Origin of the sequence: Yokenella regensburgei ATCC 49455, from assembly GCF_000735455.1 — a bacterium.
In the GTDB taxonomy this organism is placed as follows: Bacteria; Pseudomonadota; Gammaproteobacteria; order Enterobacterales; family Enterobacteriaceae; genus Yokenella; species Yokenella regensburgei.
Genome location: NZ_JMPS01000064.1, coordinates 205298 through 224868, shown reverse-complemented (window position 1 = coordinate 224868; position 19571 = coordinate 205298). Strand labels below are relative to the sequence as shown.

The following is a 19571-nucleotide window of genomic DNA, read 5'->3' as shown; positions in this document are numbered from 1 at the left end:
AGCCCAAGATTGCTGGAGCTGATATCGTTGAACGCCACGCCGGAAGCCTTCGCCGCCTCGAGCATCACCCGCAGGGTGACCTTCGCCCAGTCGTTACGCACCACCCTCTGACGCAGCGTGAGGGCAGCATAGCTGCGCTGCTGGCGCTGCCCGTGGCTGTCCGGCGCACCGTGCGCGTCCACCCACACCTCCGGGGTTATCTCGTTGTTGCGGATAATGGGCGCGATAGCGGGCGATGCTTCCAGCGAACGCAGTTGCGCCATCGCCCGCCGATACGCCCGGGTCTGCTCGCCGGGCTCGCCGAGGGGCACCGTCTCCACCTCCGGGCGGGTCAGAAACAGGTTCTCCCGCTCCTGCGGCAGATAGCCGCCGCCGATATCCGAATGGGCACCGGGGAGCATCAGCTCCGGCCACGCCGGGCGCACGCTGTTGGAGGCAAAGTTGAACCGGCACTCGTGCCCGGCGGTGATGTGAAACACCGCCTTCGCCGCTCCGGGACGCAGGCGGATATTGACCTCGCCGGTGTCGGCGCTGTGCGGGTTAAGCCCGTTCGCTGGAGTACCGATAGCGGCGACGGTATCAAACAGGCCGATAAAGCGCGTTTTCCCCGCCGGAGCGCCGTGGTAGAGAGTTTGTCCCATCCCATGACGAATGGCGGCAATGATGGCACCGTCTTCCTCCTGCACACGGTTGGCAAAGTGACGGGCAGCGGCGGCTCCGCGGCTGAAGCCGAAGATATCGAACTGCAGGGCTTCAATTTCACTTCCCTGCGGCAACAGTTCTAATGCTGCTTTGATGGCTTGGGGAATTTTTTTCACCGCATCATCGGTTTTGGCAATCACTCCGGTATCGGAAATCCCCAGCCCCATCCCTATCTGACTGTCCGCCTCCCCAGCCCGGGTACCAATGCCCTCGATATACACCTTCTGTTGTGCTTTATTTTCGTCCTGAGAAAACACCTGAGTATACAACTCATGCAGCCAGTGAATATTCGTGTAGTAGCCTTTGTAGCTGGTGGCATCGCTGCCGGTCAGGCCGAACTGCAGCTTCGCATTGCGCTCAAGAATGCTGATTGCGTCAGGGTCATCAATTGCAAAATGGCTTGCCGTCGCCGCCGCCAGCATGTTGCGGGTATTCACCGCGTTATTACCGGTACCATCAAAAAAGAGGCCTAGCGTCAGCGTGATTTTTCTTTTCTCCGGAAGCGCCTTTTGTACAGGCGCTGGCGGTTTATAATTCACCGGCGTTACCAGCGTCGAATGTTCCGTACCGCCGGTCAGGTGCTGGCAGCGATAATATTTATAAACCACAGTGATATATTCATATTCAATATTATTCTCTCGAATATAACTACCAATATGTTGAATTGAAGCATCACTCAGCTCAATACGATAATATTTTTCCCAGCGGCCGCTGCGGTTAATTCGATAGCAATCAAAATTCAGGCTCAGGCTTTCGTTATTGTTGATCGACTGAGCCAACAGCGGCGAGCTTTTATCGAGGGTTTTGCAGAAGGTGAGCTTCCCCTGCGCACCGTGCCGCTGCTCCTGTTGCAGGCTGAAGACAAAGATCTCATCCGGGTGGCTTTGCTGATAGCGATTGCCGACGGACTCTGCGCTACCACAACCGGCAGAAATAGTTCCCTGCTGCGCGCCGCGCAGGGTTAAATAAATAATATCGCTCATTATTACATGTCCATTTAATCATTTCGACTAATAACGCCAGCCGTTATTTCGCGTTATTCTGAAATGAGTTAAAACAGATAATGTACAATGACACAATAAAAATAAATAAAGATCGCTTTTTTTGTTTATTCCCTCCGGGACAACCATTATCCCGGAGGGAATATAACGTTACTGCAGTTCGAATTCGCCCTGCTTCACGCGGGCGGAGTCAACGCCGATAAAGACGTTAAACTTGCCCGGCTCTGCGGCGAACTTCATTCTCTGGTTCCAGAACTTAAGCGCATTCACGTCAATCGGGAAGCTCACGGTCTGGGTTTCACCCGGTTTCAGGGTGACCTTCTCGAAACCGCGCAGCTGTTTCACCGGGCGGCTCATGGAGGCGGTCACGTCCTGAACATACATCTGGATAACCGTCGCACCTTCGCGTTTGCCGGTATTGGTCACCTCAACGCTGGCGGTCACTTTACCGTCACGCTTCATCACCGGTGCAGACATTTTCACATCTGAAACGGTGAACGTGGTGTAGCTCAGACCGTAGCCGAACGGGTACAGCGGTCCGTTTGCCTCGTCGAAGTAGTGTGAAGTGTACTTGTTCGGTTTTTCCGGGTTGTACGGACGGCCGGTATTCAGGTGGCTGTAGTACACCGGGATCTGCCCGACAGAACGCGGGAAGGACATTGGCAGCTTACCGGACGGGTTGTAATCACCGAACAGGACATCGGCAATGGCGTTACCGCCTTCGGTGCCGGCGAACCAGGTTTCCAGAATCGCATCGGCCTGCTGGTCTTCTTTCACCAGTGCCAGCGGACGCCCGTTCATCAGCACCAGCACCAGCGGTTTTCCTGTCGCTTTCAGCGCGCTAATCAAATCACGCTGGCTCTGCGGAATGGTAATGTCGGTGCGGCTGGAGGCTTCATGCGCCATACCCTGCGCTTCACCAACCACCGCGACGACCACATCAGACTGCTTCGCGGCTTTCACCGCTTCATCAATCATCGCCTGCGGTGAACGCGGGTCGACAACAACGGCAGGTTCATACTGATTCAGGAACTCGACAATACCTTTGTCGTTGGTGACGTTAGCGCCTTTGGCATAGAGAACCTTACCTTCCGTTCCCACCGCGTTTTGGATCCCAGTGAGCAGCGTCACTGACTGCGAGGCAACCCCGGCCGCTGACCAGCTGCCCATCATGTCGCGCTGACTATCCGCCAGCGGCCCCACCACGGCGATGGTCGCGTTTTTCTTCAGCGGCAGCGTCTCCAGACGGTTTTTCAGCAGTACCAGGCTTTCGCGCGCCACTTCACGCGCTTCTTTACGATGCAGACGGCTTTCCGCGTTAGTATCCTGCGGATCGGTCTCTTTCGCGCCAAGGTGGCTGTACGGATCGTTGAACAGACCCATATCATATTTCACGTTCAGCACGTGGCGAGTCGCGTCGTCCAGTTCGGCCATGGTGACCTTGCCAGACTTCACCAGCCCCGGCAGATATTTGCTGTAGTACTCGTCGCTCATACTCATGTTGATGCCGGAGGTTAAAGCGATGCGCACCGCATCTTCCGGATCTGAGGCCGTACCGTGCTTGATGAGTTCTTTAATCGCCCCGTGATCGGAGATAGTGATGCCCTTAAAGCCCCAGTCGTCACGCAGGACATCTTTCAGCAGCCAGGAGTCCGAAGACGCCGGTGTACCGTTGAGCGAGTTCAGGGCGACCATCACCCCACCGCTGCCGGCATCAAGCGCCGCTTTGTACGGCGGCAGGTAGTCGTTAAACAGGCGCTGCGGGCTCATATCGACGGTGTTGTACTCTTTACCACCTTCTACGGCCCCGTAGGCAGCAAAGTGCTTCACGCTGGTCATCACCGAGTAGCGGTCTGCCGGGCTCTTACCCTGCATCGATTCGACCATGGTTTTACCCATGATAGCGGTGAGATACGTATCTTCACCGAAACCTTCTGAAACGCGGCCCCAGCGCGGATCGCGCGAGACATCGACCATCGGTGCCCAGGTCATGTTCAGGCCATCGTCTGCTGCTTCATAAGCGGAAACACGCCCGACGGTTTTCACCGCGTCGAGGTTAAAGGAGGAAGCCAGCCCCAGGCTGTTCGGGAAGACGGTGCGCTGACCGTGGATCACATCGTAGGCGAAGAACAGCGGAATTTTCAGGCGGCTCAACTGCATCACCTGATCCTGCATGGTTCGAATATCCTGGCGGGTAACGGTATTAAAAATCGCCCCTACCTGCCCGTCTTTAATCATTTCGCGGATAGCGTCTTTCGGGTTATCCGGCCCGACGCTTATCAGGCGCAGCTGACCAATCTTCTCATCCACGGTCATCTTTTTCAGAAGCTCAGTGACGAACGCGTCGCGGGCCTCCGGCGTCAGCGGATGATTACCAAACAGGGAGTCAGCCAGCGCGGGCTGTATCGCCAGGCTAACGGCAACGCCTACAGAACATAGCCATTTCATTTTTAGTACTCTCTTTTCGAGGCCGGATCAGCGGCGAAAACACTTGAAAAACCGCAGTTTGCCACAAGCCTGGCCGTGTGGCGAACAGAATGCAAAGGATATCTTCTTAATTTTTTTCGCAACATTTCAGCATCAATTTATCATACAAAGCGCTATGCTTAGGGGCGGTAAATTCGCTCACCACAAGGAGTGGGAAGATGTCATCTAACATTCAAACCGATAACAGCGCATTTCTGGCTGAACTCTCACGCCTGGTAGGCCATGCTCACCTGCTTACCGATCCGGCTAAAACTCAGCGCTACCGTAAAGGCTTCCGTTCAGGCCAGGGCGAGGCGCTGGCCGTGGTCTTCCCCGGTTCGCTACTGGAACTCTGGCGGGTACTGAATGCCTGCGTGAATGCTGACAAAATTATCCTGATGCAGGCGGCGAATACCGGTCTGACGGAAGGTTCCACCCCAAGCGGCAACGACTACGACCGCGACATCGTGATTATCAGCACCCTGCGCCTCGATAAACTGCACCTGCTGGATAAAGGCGAGCAGGTCCTGGCGTTTCCGGGTACCACGCTCTATTCGCTGGAAAAAGCGCTTAAGCCGTTTGGCCGGGAACCGCATTCGGTCATTGGTTCGTCCTGTATTGGCGCCTCGGTGATTGGCGGTGTATGCAATAACTCTGGTGGCTCGCTGGTGCAGCGCGGCCCGGCGTATACCGAAATGTCGCTGTTTGCACGTATCGACGAACAGGGCAAATTACAGCTGGTTAACCATCTGGGGATTGAGCTGGGTGAGACACCGGAACAAATTCTGAGCAAGCTTGACGACGACCGCGTACAGGACAGCGACGTGCTGCACGATGGCCGCCATGCCCACGATCACGATTACGTCACCCGCGTGCGCGACGTGGATGCCGATACCCCGGCGCGCTACAACGCGGACCCGGACCGCCTGTTTGAATCTTCCGGCTGCGCCGGGAAACTGGCGGTTTTTGCCGCCCGCCTGGACACCTTCCCGGCAGAAAAAAACCAGCAGGTGTTTTACATTGGCACCAACCACCCGGAAGTGCTGACTGAGATCCGCCGTCATATTCTGGCTAACTTCGCTAATTTGCCGGTAGCAGGCGAGTATATGCACCGCGACATCTACGATGTGGCCGAACAGTACGGCAAAGACACCTTCCTGATGATAGACAAGCTCGGCACCGACAAAATGCCGTTCTTCTTCACCCTGAAGGGGCGCGCGGATGCGATGCTCGAGAAAGTGTCGCTGTTTAAACCCCACTTTACCGATCGGTTCATGCAAAAAGTCGGGCACATCTTCCCGGGGCACCTGCCGCCGCGAATGAAAGAGTACCGTGACAAATATGAGCATCATTTGCTGCTGAAGATGGCCGGTGATGGCATCAGCGAGGCCAAAAACTGGCTGACGGAATTCTTTGGCAGCGCGGAAGGTAATTTCTTCACCTGTACCAGCGAAGAAGGCAGCAAAGCCTTTTTACATCGTTTTGCCGCCGCGGGTGCCGCCATCCGTTACCAGGCCGTACACGCCGACGACGTGGAAGACATTCTGGCGCTTGATATCGCCCTGCGCCGTAACGACACCGAGTGGTTTGAGCATCTGCCGCCGGAAATCGACAGCCAACTGGTACACAAGCTCTATTACGGTCACTTTATGTGTCACGTTTTCCATCAGGATTACATCGTGAAAAAAGGCGTCGATGCACATGAGCTGAAGGAGAAAATGCTGGCGCTGCTGAGGGCGCGTGGAGCGCAATACCCGGCAGAACACAACGTTGGGCACCTGTATGAAGCCGCAGACAGTTTAAAACACTTTTATCGCGAAAATGACCCAACAAACAGCATGAACCCGGGCATTGGCAAGACCAGCAAGCAAAAATACTGGGGTGAAGGGCAAAAAGCGGAATAAGACGCTTGGTTAACTTAATAAGCACCCCTTAACTTTAAGGGGGAATACTGTATTACTGCTTAACTCCGTATTAGAGTGGGATCAGGTGCCGGAGAAACGTTTCTCCGGCCTCCCACCTGAAGGAGCCTGGTTATGTCCACGGTCGAAGTCCTGCACAAAACTGAAGTGGAGATCCGTGAGGCTCTGCCGGACGATGCACATGCGATTGCAGCGCTGTACGCCTGGCATGTTCTGAACGGACGCGCGTCTTTTGAAGAAGTCCCTCCTTCCGTCGACGAAATGCGCCAGCGCATGAAAAAGGTTCGTGAGCAGGGGTTACCCTGGCTGGTGGCCTTATATCGCGGCATCATTGTCGGCTACTGCTATGCCACCCCTTACCGTCCGCGCCCGGCTTACCGCTTTACCCTCGAAGAATCAATTTACGTCGATGCCAGCATGACCGGACGCAATATCGGCAGCAGCCTGCTGACGCGTTTGATCGATATCTGCGAGCTGGGTCCGTGGCGGCAAATGATTGCGGTTGTGGGTGACGGGCTCAACAACGCCGGTTCGTTACGCTTGCACAAAAAACACGGTTTTGAAGTGGCAGGCCAACTGCGAAGCGTCGGCTATAAGCTGGGAGACTGGCGGGATACGTTGATTATGCAGCGCCCACTCAACGAAGGTGACTGGACGCTGCCGGAGTAAATCAGTCGTTCTGTGCGGTGGTTTGTTCGCCATTCAGCATGGCGTTTGCCATCTGCGCTTCACGCTGCTTTTTGTAGCTCAGCGCGGCTGGCGGTACCGGCATCACTTTGCCGGTTTCTATCCACGTCCGCAGACGGCTGGCGTCAGCAAAGTGGGTAAACTTACCGAACGCATCCATAACCACCAGCGCCACCGGTTTATTGTTGATGACCGTGCGCATAATCAGACAGTGCCCTGCCGCATTGGTAAAGCCGGTTTTGGTTAACTGAATATTCCAGTTATCGCGATACACCAGGTGGTTGGTGTTACGGAACGGCAGCGTATAGGCCGGGCTTGCGAAGGTCGCGGTGTCTTCTTTGGTGGTGCTCAACTGACCAATCAGCGGATACTGTTTGCTGGCAATCAGTAGCTTCGTTAAATCTCTCGCCGTTGATACGTTATGAATCGACAAGCCCGTTGGCTCGACGTAGCGGGTGTGCGTCATGCCGAGCGCTTTGGCTTTTGCATTCATCGCACGAATAAACGCATCGTAACCGCCAGGATAATGGTGGGCGAGGCTCGCCGCCGCGCGGTTCTCCGACGACATCAACGCCAGCAGCAGCATGTTTTTGCGGCTGATTTCACTGTTCAAACGCACTCGTGAGTAAATCCCTTTCATTTCAGGCGTATGGCTGATATCTACTTTCAGCATCTCATCAAGCGGTAAGTGCGCGTCCAGCACCACCATGGCCGTCATGACTTTGGTAATGGACGCCATCGGGCGCACCAGATCCGGGTTGCTGGCGTAAATCACTTTGTTGGTATTCAAATCGACGATCATGGCGCTTCCGGAGGCGATCTCCGGCTGAGACGCGGTCGCTGTCGTTACGGTTTTTGCACTCGCCTGTGGCGCAAAGGGCACTGCCAGCATCAGCGCAAGGCTGAGCAGGGATACTCGAAATTTCTGCATGGTGAGTTTCTGGTTAGTCGTTTGGCAAAGGATAACTTCAGGATTTCCTGAAATCGCATCATACCCCGCGCTACCGTCGGCTCGCCAGCAGATAATGATGAAGAAATGCTGCGCCGTCGGTGTCTGCGGCGGCGCGGCATATTTAACCGGTCAGAACAGGCGCAAACCGTAACCCCAGAGGATAACGGTCATCGCCAGCAGGGCCTCCAGCACCAGCACGCCAATGGCGAGCGTCGAACTGGAAAAGCTCAGCCCCTCTTCTTTATTGATATTAAGGAAGGTAGGAATACCGAGGTACAGAAGATACCCGGTATAAAACAGCGCTACTGTGCCCACCAGCGCACACAGCCATACCAGCGGATACAGCGCGACAATCCCGCTTAAAAACAGCGGTGTTGCAACGTAACCAGCGAAAACCATGCAATGCCTGAGCGACGGACGCTGCGGGTAGTGACGTGCCATCCACCAGATGACTCGCCCCATTACCGCAACCCCTGCCAGCATCATGGCGTAGAACAATACAGCGATAACGAGACCGGTCATTAGCGACAGCTTCACAACGGTGCCATCGCCAAAATTCCAGCCTAGTTGTGTTGTACCGATGAATGCGCAGATAACCGGCACGGCGGCCATGATCAGCACATGGTGAGTGTAGTGATGCGAAACAGTTTCGTTTTCACTACGAATAACGTGCATTTCTCTATCGGGATGAGAGAACAGTCCCCAGACATGGTTCATATGGCCCCCTTGTCGCGGCTTCGTACAACCACACTTCAAGTATAATTCATCTTGATTGATTAGTTTTCAGCCAGCGAAAAAAGCCGCGCGATCATTCACGAGCCGCAGGGTGTATGATAATTAGTGTGAATTAAACAGGAGCCTGGATGCCGATATGGATTTTAATAGCCTGATTTCCCAGTATGGTTACGCTGCGCTGGTGGTAGGAAGCCTGGCAGAGGGCGAAACGGTAACGCTGCTCGGCGGCGTGGCGGCACATCAGGGTCTGCTCAAATTCTGGCTGGTGGTGGTTTCCGTGGCGTTGGGCGGGATGATGGGCGATCAGGTGCTGTATCTGCTGGGTCGTCACTTTGGCGATCGCATTCTTAAGCGGTTCAGACGCCATAAAGCTAAAATTCGCTCGGCGCAGCGGCTTATCCAGCGCCGCCCTTACCTGTTCGTGATTGGCACCCGTTTTATGTACGGCTTCCGCGTCATCGGGCCGCTGCTGATCGGCGCCAGTCGGTTGCCCCCGAAGATCTTTCTACCGCTGAACATTCTTGGCGCTATTATCTGGTCACTGCTGTTTACCACCCTCGGCTATCTTGGCGGCGAGGTCATCGCTCCGTGGTTACATCACCTCGATCAGCACCTGAAGCATCTGGTGTGGCTCGCACTGGCCATTGCCGTGGTGCTGGCAATCCGCTGGTGGTTTAAGCGCCGCGAACGGAAAAATGCAGCGTCAGACGATGAAGATCCGCATGCCGGGTGAGCGCTCGCCACACCCGGCAACATCTCCCGCTACTGCTGGTGGTAGCCACCGCCCAGCGCTGACGTGAGCTGGATATTTGCATCCAGCCACTGCCCGTGGAGCTGGATCCCCGCCATCCGCTCCCTCAGCGCCGGAAGCCTCGCAAGGCTCACCTTGGTACCGGAGATCATCCCAACCCGCATTCTGGCTTCTGCCAACGCCACAACCCGCGCAGAGTCTTGTTCAACCTTCATCTGCTGCTGGTTTTTGTTCGCGAGGGTTTCCACCTGGCTTGCGCTCTTCGCCACCTGGTTAACCGCATTCACCACCGCTTTGTTGTAATTGGCAACCGACAGCCCCTGGGAAGCGCTGGCGATATCGAGGTTGGCATTCAGCCGACCGCTGTCGAAGATAGGCAGCGTTAAGCCTGCGGTAACGCCCATCTGCTGCGCCGAATTGCGGAACAGATCGCTCAGGTGCAGCGCATCCTGTTGTAAAAAGGCCATCAGGTTGATATCCGGATAGAATGCCGCCTTCGCCGCCTCCACTTCACTCATTGAAGCTGCGATATACCAGTGCGCTTCCTGCAGATCCGGACGGCGCGCCAGCAGCTCGTAGCCCAGTACCGCAGGCATACTGGTCTTCACGGCCGGGAGCGTCACTGGGCGTAGCTTAAGCGCTGAAGTCTGGCTGTTGGTTAGCGCCATCAGGCGCGCCTCGGTCTCCTTCATGTCACCGCTCAGTTCGGCGATCTGCTGCTCGGTCTTGCTGACGTTGATGTCGTTTTCCACACCCTCTACGGAGCTGGTAATACCGTGCTGATAGAGTTCGGTATCCACCGTCACGATGCTGTTTTCTTCTTTTTTCACCTGCTCCAGCACCAGCGCCATTGCCGCCTGGGTCTGCCACTGCCAGTACAGACGGCTGACGCTGCTCGCCAGCAGTTGACGGGTTTGCGCCATTTCCGCCATTTCTGCCCGCGCTTTACCAATTCGCGCCTGTACTTCGGCGCGGTTTTTGCCCCACAGGTCGAGATCCCAGCCCGCCGTCAGGCCGAACGTGCCGTTGGTGTACCATGGGCCGGTCGTCCCGGCCGCCGGGTCAGTTACCGCAAACGGCCCCATCAGCCCTTCAGCCGACATTTTTTGCCGTTCAATATTCGCGGAAAAATCGACTTCTGGACCCAGAGACGACTGCGCCATCCGCGCCTGAGCTTCAGCCAGCTTGATGCGCTGCTGCGCCACCTGCATATCCGGGGAGTGACGCAGAGCCTGGTCAATCAGGGCATCGAGCTGTGGATCGTGATACTCGCGCCACCATTCACTCTGCGGCCAGCCATTTTGTAATGCCGCAGGCAAGGCGGTATCAACGCGGGACGCTGGCGTCTGCTGTTTTGGCGCAGCACCGATATCATGGGATGGGGCACAACCTGACAGCAACAACAGCAAAGGCAAAATCGCAACGGATGGAACAACGCACGAACGTTTCATAAACGAATTCTGTATGTAAGTAGGAGAGCAAAGCGTAGAGGAAAACCATCAACGCAGCTTAAGTAACGCGTGGCATAAAATCTCTTGAAACAAGATAGTACACGCAGAAATACAATTCCAACCAGCTGATTTTCACCTCATTATTTAATCTGGCACCACGAATCATTGATACAAACTGGATATACTCCACATGTCATTCACAACATGAATAAAGGAGATGAAATGACGCAAAATATCTACGACGATCCGCAGTTTTTTGCCGGATACGCCACTCTCGATCGTTCAGTCAAGGGGCTGGACGGTGCACCGGAATGGCCGGAACTGCAAAAAATGCTGCCACCGCTCAGTGGTGCCACCGTTATCGACCTTGGCTGCGGCTACGGGTGGTTCTGCCGCTTTGCCAGCGACGCAGGAGCAGCACAAGTGCTTGGGCTTGATGTTTCAGAGAAAATGCTGGAGCGCGCGCGCGCGACGACTTCGCAGGAGAACATTCACTATCAGCGTGCCGATCTCGAAACGCTGAGTCTGGAGCCTGAGAGTCTCGATCTCGCCTACAGCTCGCTGGCGCTACATTATCTGCTGGATATCGATACGCTGTTCGCCACGCTCCACCAGGCGCTAAAACCTGGCGGTATGCTGGTGTTCTCGGCAGAGCATCCCATCTACACCGCCACCCACAAACAGGGCTGGATGCAGGGTAGCGACGGTGAAAAGTGCTGGCCGGTGAATCATTATCAGCAGGAAGGAGAGCGCATCAGCAACTGGTTTGCCGAGGGGGTGAAGAAGCAGCACCGAAAGCTTTCTACGTGGATAAACGCGTTGATTGCCGCCGGTTTTGAGATAAGTCATCTCAACGAGTGGGGACCCACTGCCGGGCAGATTGCCAGCAATCCGGCGCTGGATGAAGAGAAAGAACGTCCGATGATCTTTTTACTCAGCGCCCGTAAAGCGCGCTAATCGTGAATTTTTTACATTCCAGATTATGGGGAGGCTACCTCCCCCCATCTTCTCAGGCCATACGTGCCGCATAGCCTTCAATGGCATCCGCGATCGCTGATGAATCCTGTAATGTACGAATACCGGTGAACAGATCCGCTGCCTCCACGTACTCTTTACGTAAGTAACCCAGCCACTGCTTGATTCGCGCCACGTGGTACAGGCCAGTATCGCCCTGCTTTTCCTTGCGGGAATAGGTTTGCAACAGCGCCACGACTTCAGGCCACGGCATCCGCAGCGCATTTTCCTTCACCACACGGCTCAGATTCGGCACGTTCAGCGCACCGCGCCCGATCATAATGGCATCGCAGCCGGTCACTGCCATACACTCCTGCGCGCTTTGCCAGTCCCAGATTTCGCCGTTGGCCACCACCGGTATCGACAGCCGCTTTCGAATTTCACCAATCGCCTGCCAGTTGATACGCTCGGGTTTGTAGCCGTCTTCTTTGGTACGGCCGTGAACGGTCAACTCTGTAGCACCGGCCTGCTGCACCGCATCGGCAATTTCAAACTGCCGCTGGCTGCTGTCCCAGCCCAGTCTTACTTTTACCGTGACCGGCAGGTGAGCGGGCACGGCCTCACGCATGGCTTTCGCCCCGCGATAGATAAGCTCCGGGTCTTTCAGGAGCGTCGCCCCGCCGCCGCTACCGTTCACCACCTTTGACGGGCAACCACAGTTGAGGTCAACGCCCCAGGAGCCCAGCTCAACGGCACGGGCGGCGTTTTCCGCCAGCCACTGCGGGTATTGCCCCAGCAGTTGCACCCTGACGAGCGTCCCCGAGGGGGTTCGGCTCTGGTTGTGAAGTTCCGGGCAAATGCGGTAGAACGACTTTTCCGGCAGCAGTTTATCCACCACCCGCAAAAATTCGGTGATGCAGAGGTCATAATCGTTTACCTCAGTCAGCAGCTCGCGCACCAGCGAATCGAGCACACCTTCCATCGGTGCCAGTAATACACGCATATCGTTACCCGGAGAAAAAGAGGCGCTATCTTAGCGTTATCGGCAGACGGTTTGAAGCCCGTTCTCTGCGCTGCCGACTACACTATCAGGCACAACTTTTTTTCGTGCGATGCGCAGAACCTGCAGTGCCAAAAAGGAATCATGAGTATGCTTATAAATCATGATGTGATCGGTAGCACATTTTTGGCATTAATTGTATGATGAATGCGTTCCATCAAAGGTAATCACCATGAGCAAAATATTGAATACTCTCTGGCAGTACCTGCGCGCATTCGTTCTGATTTACGCCTGCCTGTATGCCGGAATTTTTGTCGCTTCCCTGCTTCCTATCACCATTCCCGGCAGCATTATCGGGATGCTGATCCTGTTTGTGCTATTGGCCCTGCAGGTGCTTCCCGCCAAATGGGTCAACCCCGGCTGCTACATTCTCATCCGCTACATGGCGCTGCTGTTTGTGCCGATTGGCGTTGGAGTGATGCAGTATTTCGACCTGCTGCGCGCGCAGTTTGGCCCGGTGGTGGTTTCCTGCGCCGTGAGTACGCTGGTGGTATTAGTGGTGGTGAGCTGGAGTTCACATCTGGTTCATGGTGAACGCAAAGTGGTTGGGCAGAAAGGAGCCGAAGAAAAATGATGCACTATATCTGGTGGTCACTACCGCTGACGCTGCTGGTGTTTTTTGGTGCTCGCAGGCTCGCTGCCCGTTTTAAAATTCCATTGCTGAACCCGCTTCTGGTGGCGATGGTGGTGATCATTCCGCTGCTGATGGTGACCGGTACGCCGTACGATCACTATTTCGCCGGGAGCAAAATCTTAAACGATCTGCTGCAGCCTGCGGTGGTGGCGCTGGCCTTTCCGCTCTACGAGCAGTTGCACCAGATCCGCGCCCGCTGGAAATCCATCATCCTGATCTGCTTTATTGGTACCGTGGTCGCGATGGTCAGCGGTACGACAATTGCCCTGCTGATGGGAGCAACGCCGCAGATTGCCGCCTCGGTAATGCCGAAATCGGTTACCACGCCTATCGCCATGGCTGTTGGCGGCAGCATTGGCGGTATTCCGGCTATCAGCGCGGTTTGCGTCATTTTTGTTGGGATCCTTGGCGCGGTCTTTGGCCACACCCTGCTCAACCTGATGCGCATTAACACCAAAGCGGCTCGTGGTCTGGCAATGGGGACGGCGTCGCACGCGCTGGGTACCTCACGCTGTGCAGAACTGGACTACCAGGAAGGCGCGTTCAGTTCTCTGGCGCTGGTGATTTGCGGGATAATGACCTCGCTGCTGGCACCTTTTTTGTTCCCGCTGCTGCTGAAGTTAGTGGGCTAAAACGCGACACATCACACATTTTTGACTGCAAGTTACACGCGTTGCATAAGTAGTGGGATTTAGATCACATATACAGGTGTAAAGCACCCGTAGACTACGCTTCCATACATTGTTAAGAGGCAAAGCCATGCATTCACGTTTTCATTCTGCTTTTGCACAGCTTGCGGATAATTTGCAGTCAGCACTGGCCCCGATGCTTGCCGACGAACATTTTTCGGCACAGTTCACTGCACATCAGGTCGCCACGCTGCGAGCCGCGACCGGGCTTGACGAAGACGGTCTGGCATTTGCGCTTCTGCCGGTAGCGGCGGCCTGCGCGCGTGCCGACCTGTCGCATTTCAATGTTGGCGCTATTGCCCGCGGTATTAGCGGCACCTGGTATCTTGGCGGCAACATGGAGTTCCTCGGCGCGACGATGCAACAAACCGTACACGCCGAACAGAGCGCCATCAGCCACGCCTGGCTCTGTGGCGAAAAGGCCCTTAAAGCCATTACCGTCAACTACACCCCCTGCGGCCACTGCCGTCAGTTTATGAATGAACTGAACAGCGGTCTTGAGCTGCGCATCAACCTGCCGGGCCGCGAGCCTGCCACGCTGAAAGACTATCTGCCGGACGCTTTTGGGCCGAAAGATCTGCAGATCAAAACTCTGCTGATGGATGCTCAGGACCACGGCTACCCGCTGGAAGGCGATGCGCTGGCACAGGCAGCGATTAAGGCCGCCAACCGCAGCCACACGCCGTACAGCCAGTCTCCTTCAGGAGTCGCGCTGGAGTGCCGTGACGGTACTATCTTCAGCGGAAGCTACGCGGAAAACGCGGCGTTCAACCCGACGCTGCCACCGCTGCAGGGTGCCCTGAATCTGCTTAGCCTGAACGGTTATGACTACGCGGACATCCAGCGGGCGCTCCTCGCCGAACGCCCGGACGCTCCGCTTATCCAGTGGGATGCCACGGCGGCGACATTGCGCGCACTGGGCTGTCAGAATATTGACCGGGTGCTGCTCGGTTAAGGTTCTTGTGCGGGTTTCGGCCCGCACTGATGAAATTCCCCCCAATTAACCCGGCGTTTATTGCGCTATCCCGGCGAGTACAGTAGCCTGAGTGTCATCGTTTCCACCATCGAGCCAAGTCCATGTTAAAGCGCGTGTCATACAGCCTGTTAGTCCTTCTCGGTCTGCTGCTGTTGACCGTATTAGGACTCGACCGCTGGATGAGCTGGAAAACCGCGCCATACATCTATGACGAGCTCCAGGATCTCCCCTACCGCCAGGTTGGCGTCGTCCTTGGTACCGCAAAATATTATCGCACCGGCGTTATCAATCAGTATTACCGCTACCGCATTCAGGGGGCGCTCAACGCCTATAACAGCGGTAAGGTAAACTACCTGCTGCTGAGCGGTGATAACGCACTGCAGAGCTACAACGAACCGATGACCATGCGTAAAGATTTGATTGCCGCAGGCGTCGATCCGGCCGATATCGTGCTCGACTACGCTGGTTTCCGCACGCTTGATTCAATAGTGCGTACGCGAAAAGTGTTCGATACCAATGACTTCATCATCATCACCCAGCGTTTTCACTGCGAGCGCGCGCTGTTTATTGCTCTGCACATGGGCATTCAGGCCCAGTGCTACGCGGTACCTTCACCAAAAGACATGTTAAGCGTGCGCCTGCGTGAGTTCGGTGCCCGCTTCGGTGCGCTGGCAGACCTCTATATCTTCAAACGTGAGCCCCGCTTCTTAGGCCCGCTGGTCCCAATTCCTGCCGAACATGAAGTGCCGGAAGATGCCCAGGGTTACCCTGCCGTCACCCCGGAACAGTTGCTGGAACTGCAGAAGAAGCAATAAAAAAGCCCGGAACAGCGGTTACTGTTCCGGGCTTTTGTACAGAGAAACTATTTCTTACGCGCGTACTTCAGTGAATCCAGCGCAACGGCGAAGATAATGATGGCGCCTTTGATGATGTACTGCCAGTACGGGTTAACCCCGATATAGGTCAGGCCGTAGTTGATGACGGTGAAGATAATCACACCGGTCACCACACCGAAAACGGTACCCACACCGCCGGAGAAGGACACACCGCCCACCACGCAGGCCGCGATAGCATCCAGCTCATACATAAAGCCGAGGTTGTTGGTCGCAGAACCGATACGCCCCGCTTCCAGCAAACCACCGAAAGCATAGAACACGCCAGAGAGCGCATAGATCATCAGCAGGTTCAGCGCCACATTGACGCCAGATACTTTCGCGGCTTCCGGGTTACCACCGATGGCGAAAATGTTCTTACCGAAGCGGGTTTTGTTCCACAGCACCCACACGAAGGCAATGGCAATTAGCGCATAGAAGGTGATATACGACAGTCGGAAACTACCGAGCGCGATAAACCCCTGCGCAAACGTCGAGAAGTGCGTATCAAAGCCGGAAATCGGCGAAGCCCCCACGAAGTCGTAATACAGCGAGTTGATACCGTATACGATAATCATCGTGCCGAGGGTGGTGATAAACGGTGTTACGTTCAGGTAGGCAATGATAATCCCGTTGACCAGACCAATTACCGCACCGATAGCGCAGACGATAAGGATAACCAGCGGAATCGGCATGGTTGCCATTTCCGGGAACACCTTGTTGGCGTTATCAACTGACTGCAGAAGCGTTGCGGCGATAACTGCCGCCAGGCCCACCTGGCGGCCGGCGGAGAGGTCCGTCCCCTGGGTCACGATAAGCCCGGCAACGCCAAGAGCGATGATAATACGCACCGAGGACTGCGTCAGGATGTTACTCAGGTTAAGCAGACTTAAGAACGTGGGATCCTGGAATATAATAATGGCCAGCAAGACTAAAAGGACGACGTAAATACCGCCTTCTTTCAGATAAGTGAGAAAACTTTTTTTATCTAACGCACTCATGAGGAGCCCCTGATCTTAAAGGTGCAAAGACGCAAGACGGAGTATTTCGTTTTGCGTGGTGGTTTTCGTATCAACAATTCCGGCGACCAGCCCATTGCTCATCACCAGAATACGGTCGGTAATTCCCAGCAGCTCCGGCATTTCGGAAGAGATAATAATGATCCCTTTATTCTTTTTCGCCAGCTCAGCAATAAGTTGATAAATTTCAAATTTGGCACCAACGTCAATACCGCGCGTTGGTTCATCCAGCATTAAAATTTCTGGCTGAGTTAACAACCAGCGACCAATAACAACCTTCTGCTGGTTACCACCAGACAGCGAACCAATCTGGGTACGATGACCCGGTGTTTTAACGCGCATTGAGTCAATAACCCACTGGGTATCACTCTTCATCCGTGAGTTATCCAGCAAACCGACTTTATTTTTGTAGTTGCGAATATTAGAAATCAGCGAGTTAAAGCCAATATCCAGATAAGCGTAAATACCGGTTGAACGACGCTCTTCGGTCACCAGTGCAAAGCCGTGGTTAATCGCTTCGTTAGCGCTGTGGTTATTGATCTTTTTACCGTGCAGCGTAATGGTGCCGGAGGCTTTCTCACGAATACCGAACAGCGTCTCCACGATATCGGTGCGTTTGGCACCAACCAGACCGGCAATTCCGAGAATTTCCCCTTTGTGCAAATCAAAGGAAACATCACGGATAGAGGGCTGGCGCAAGGAGGTGAGTCCACGAACTTCGAGGATAACCTCCCCCGGTTTGTTCTGCTTGTCGGGGAATCGCTGGTTCAGGGAACGGCCAACCATCATGGCGATGATCTTATCCATATCGAGGCCTTCCAGCGGCTGGGTGGCAATCCACTGGCCATCGCGCAGGATAGTAATCTCATCGCACAGCTGGAAGATCTCTTCCATCTTATGCGAAATATAAACAATTCCACAGCCGCGCTCTTTCAGCTTGCGGATGATTTTAAACAGATGATTGACTTCTTTTTCCGTCAGAGAAGAAGTGGGTTCATCCATAATCACGATTTTGGCATCGTAGGAGAACGCTTTCGCGATTTCAATCATCTGCATCTGTGAAACGGATAATGTGCCCACGCGAGCGCGCGGATCAATATCAATATCCAGTTCGTCAAATATATCTTTGGTGTCGCGGTACATTTTGTCCTGATCGACAAACATACCTTTAGTAGGATAACGCCCGAGCCACATGTTATCCATGACCGAACGCTGTAATACCAGGTTAAGCTCCTGGTGAACCATCGAAATACCATTTTCCAGCGCTTCTTTTGCTGAATGGAAGTCGATCTCTTTACCCTGAAAAATAATACTACCGGAATCTTTTTGATAGATCCCAAACAGGCATTTTAATAACGTGGATTTTCCCGCACCGTTTTCCCCCATTAAGGCATGAATGGAATGCGGACGGACTTTTAAATTCACATTATCGAGCGCTTTTACGCCGGGAAACGACTTGTTGATATGACTCATTTCCAACAAGAATTCGCCTGACGATTTTTCGTTATTGCTGACCATAGTTAGCCCTGGCTGCGCGTGATACCCGTACCGGAAAACCGGCACGGGCGTGTTTCAACGAAATCGCATGGTGGGCGCAGAATCTGCGCCCGAACTATCGAATTACTTACCGATGAACTGAACGAGGTTATCCTGGTCCACACCAACATAAGGTACGCGAACGATTTTGTTCTCGATTTTCCAGTTGGTGCCAGCTGCCGGCTCTTTACCTGCGGCCAGGTTTTTCGCCAGATCCAGCGTTGCTTTCGCCTGGTTGTTAGCATCGTTCAGCACGGTACCGGCCATTGCGCCAGATTTCACCAGTGCCAGTGCTTCTGGCAGAGCATCAACGCCAAATACCGGTACGCTGGATTTGTTGTGCGCTTTCAGCGCTTCTACTGCACCCATTGCCATTGCATCGTTGTTGGCGATAACCACTTCGATTTTATTTGCGTTCGGGCCAGAGAGCCAGGCGTCCATCTTGTCTTTAGCCTGCGCGGTATCCCACATAGCGGTATCCAGCGCCAGCTGCTGAGTTTTGATGCCTTTGTCGTTCAGCTCTTTAATCACGTAGGTCGTACGTGCTTCAGCATCCGGGTGGCCCGGCTCACCTTTCAGCAGCACAAACTGAATCTGACCGTCTTTGTTCAGATCCCAGTTCGGGTTAGCTTTCCAGTGTTTGGCAATCAGGTCGCCCTGAATAATGCCAGACTCTTTGGAATCGGTACCGACGTAGAACGCTTTGTCGTAGCTATCCAGCGCTTTACGGGAAGGCTCTTTGTTGAAGAAGACCACCGGCACGTTCTGACCACGTGCTTTTTCAATCACGGTGCCCGCTGCAGCCGGGTCAACCAGGTTGATCGCCAGCGCTTTAACACCTTTTGCCAGCAGGACGTCAATCTGGTCGTTCTGCTTGGACTGGTCGTTCTGCGAGTCATTCATCAGCAGTTGAATGTCAGGAGATGCTTTAGCATCTTTCTCAATCGCCTTACGGACAACAGACATGAAGTTGTCGTCGTATTTGTAGATGGTCACGCCAATACGGGTGTCCGCAGCATGGGCCGCCGCGCCAAAAAACATGCTTGCCATCAGAACAGACAGGGTTAGGGCCTTCTTATTCATGGTATCTCCGGTTCTCGGTTCTTTTATGCAGGGTATAGACCAGGCGGGCGCAACGTTAATAGAGTGTTACAGACCGCCGAA

17 protein-coding genes are annotated in these 19571 nt (G+C 54.6%); 8 read left to right on the top strand and 9 right to left on the bottom strand.

The window, feature by feature from the left end; all coding sequences use genetic code 11:
• Both GYRE_RS15395 and bglX read right to left on the bottom strand, forming a co-directional pair.
• Positions 1 to 1685 (bottom strand): Hcp family type VI secretion system effector (locus GYRE_RS15395; protein WP_038256381.1); only part of this gene is annotated, 1685 nt, incomplete at its 3' end.
• A gap of 168 nt (positions 1686 to 1853) precedes the next feature.
• Positions 1854 to 4151 carry a beta-glucosidase BglX gene (gene bglX / locus GYRE_RS15390; RefSeq protein ID WP_038256379.1) on the bottom strand — a complete coding sequence of 766 codons (2298 nt, stop codon included), beginning with the start codon at positions 4149 to 4151 and terminating at the stop codon, positions 1854 to 1856.
• Between the two features lie 197 nt (positions 4152 to 4348).
• Here bglX and dld point away from each other — a divergent pair, with 197 nt between their 5' ends.
• Both dld and GYRE_RS15380 read left to right on the top strand, forming a co-directional pair.
• Complete coding sequence (gene dld, locus GYRE_RS15385) at positions 4349 to 6073, top strand: D-lactate dehydrogenase (protein WP_006820832.1); 1725 nt, start codon at positions 4349 to 4351, stop codon at positions 6071 to 6073.
• Between the two features lie 132 nt (positions 6074 to 6205).
• Entirely contained in the window at positions 6206 to 6760 is a 555-nt protein-coding gene (locus tag GYRE_RS15380) for a GNAT family N-acetyltransferase (protein ID WP_006820833.1), read from the top strand.
• A 1-nt stretch (position 6761) separates the two neighbouring features.
• On the opposite strand, the gene pbpG is transcribed toward GYRE_RS15380, so the two are convergent.
• Positions 6762 to 7709 (bottom strand): D-alanyl-D-alanine endopeptidase, encoded by a 948-nt coding sequence (gene pbpG, locus GYRE_RS15375; protein WP_038256377.1) that lies wholly within the window; start codon positions 7707 to 7709, stop codon positions 6762 to 6764.
• 150 nt (positions 7710 to 7859) lie between these two features.
• Positions 7860 to 8447, bottom strand: a complete 588-nt coding sequence (locus GYRE_RS15370; RefSeq protein ID WP_006820836.1) for a Yip1 family protein — start codon at positions 8445 to 8447, stop codon at positions 7860 to 7862.
• A 154-nt stretch (positions 8448 to 8601) separates the two neighbouring features.
• Between GYRE_RS15370 and GYRE_RS15365 the strand changes: the two genes are divergently transcribed.
• Positions 8602 to 9198 (top strand): DedA family protein, encoded by a 597-nt coding sequence (locus GYRE_RS15365; RefSeq protein ID WP_006820837.1) that lies wholly within the window; start codon positions 8602 to 8604, stop codon positions 9196 to 9198.
• Between the two features lie 29 nt (positions 9199 to 9227).
• Here the strand turns inward: GYRE_RS15365 and mdtQ are convergent, their stop codons facing one another.
• Positions 9228 to 10667 carry a multidrug resistance outer membrane protein MdtQ gene (mdtQ, locus tag GYRE_RS15360; protein WP_038256375.1) on the bottom strand — a complete coding sequence of 480 codons (1440 nt, stop codon included), beginning with the start codon at positions 10665 to 10667 and terminating at the stop codon, positions 9228 to 9230.
• 222 nt (positions 10668 to 10889) lie between these two features.
• Here mdtQ and GYRE_RS15355 point away from each other — a divergent pair, with 222 nt between their 5' ends.
• Positions 10890 to 11624 carry a class I SAM-dependent methyltransferase gene (locus GYRE_RS15355; RefSeq protein ID WP_038256373.1) on the top strand — a complete coding sequence of 245 codons (735 nt, stop codon included), beginning with the start codon at positions 10890 to 10892 and terminating at the stop codon, positions 11622 to 11624.
• 52 nt (positions 11625 to 11676) lie between these two features.
• Here GYRE_RS15355 and dusC read toward each other — a convergent pair whose 3' ends face one another.
• Complete coding sequence (dusC, locus tag GYRE_RS15350) at positions 11677 to 12624, bottom strand: tRNA dihydrouridine(16) synthase DusC (protein ID WP_038256371.1); 948 nt, start codon at positions 12622 to 12624, stop codon at positions 11677 to 11679.
• A gap of 229 nt (positions 12625 to 12853) precedes the next feature.
• Between dusC and GYRE_RS15345 the strand changes: the two genes are divergently transcribed.
• The 4 genes from GYRE_RS15345 (at position 12854) to sanA (ending at position 15795) form a co-directional block, all read left to right on the top strand.
• Complete coding sequence (locus GYRE_RS15345) at positions 12854 to 13255, top strand: CidA/LrgA family protein (RefSeq protein ID WP_006820842.1); 402 nt, start codon at positions 12854 to 12856, stop codon at positions 13253 to 13255.
• Positions 13252 to 13947 carry a CidB/LrgB family autolysis modulator gene (locus GYRE_RS15340; protein ID WP_006820843.1) on the top strand — a complete coding sequence of 232 codons (696 nt, stop codon included), beginning with the start codon at positions 13252 to 13254 and terminating at the stop codon, positions 13945 to 13947. The genes GYRE_RS15345 and GYRE_RS15340 overlap by 4 nt, the downstream gene beginning before the upstream one ends.
• Positions 13948 to 14074: 127 nt before the next feature.
• Positions 14075 to 14959 carry a cytidine deaminase gene (gene cdd / locus GYRE_RS15335; protein ID WP_006820844.1) on the top strand — a complete coding sequence of 295 codons (885 nt, stop codon included), beginning with the start codon at positions 14075 to 14077 and terminating at the stop codon, positions 14957 to 14959.
• A gap of 122 nt (positions 14960 to 15081) precedes the next feature.
• The gene (gene sanA / locus GYRE_RS15330) at positions 15082 to 15795 is read left to right on the top strand and encodes an outer membrane permeability protein SanA (protein WP_006820845.1); all 714 of its coding nucleotides are present in this window, start codon (positions 15082 to 15084) and stop codon (positions 15793 to 15795) included.
• 47 nt (positions 15796 to 15842) lie between these two features.
• Here the strand turns inward: sanA and mglC are convergent, their stop codons facing one another.
• The 3 genes from mglC to mglB form a co-directional block, all read right to left on the bottom strand.
• A complete protein-coding gene (gene mglC, locus GYRE_RS15325) occupies positions 15843 to 16853 on the bottom strand; it encodes a galactose/methyl galactoside ABC transporter permease MglC (protein ID WP_006820846.1) in 1011 nt (336 codons plus the stop codon).
• Between the two features lie 15 nt (positions 16854 to 16868).
• Positions 16869 to 18389 (bottom strand): galactose/methyl galactoside ABC transporter ATP-binding protein MglA, encoded by a 1521-nt coding sequence (mglA, locus tag GYRE_RS15320; protein WP_006820847.1) that lies wholly within the window; start codon positions 18387 to 18389, stop codon positions 16869 to 16871.
• Positions 18390 to 18491: 102 nt separating this feature from the next.
• On the bottom strand, positions 18492 to 19490 hold the full coding sequence (mglB, locus tag GYRE_RS15315) for a galactose/glucose ABC transporter substrate-binding protein MglB (protein WP_006820848.1): 999 nt from the start codon (positions 19488 to 19490) through the stop codon (positions 18492 to 18494).
• Positions 19491 to 19571: the final 81 nt, after the last annotated feature.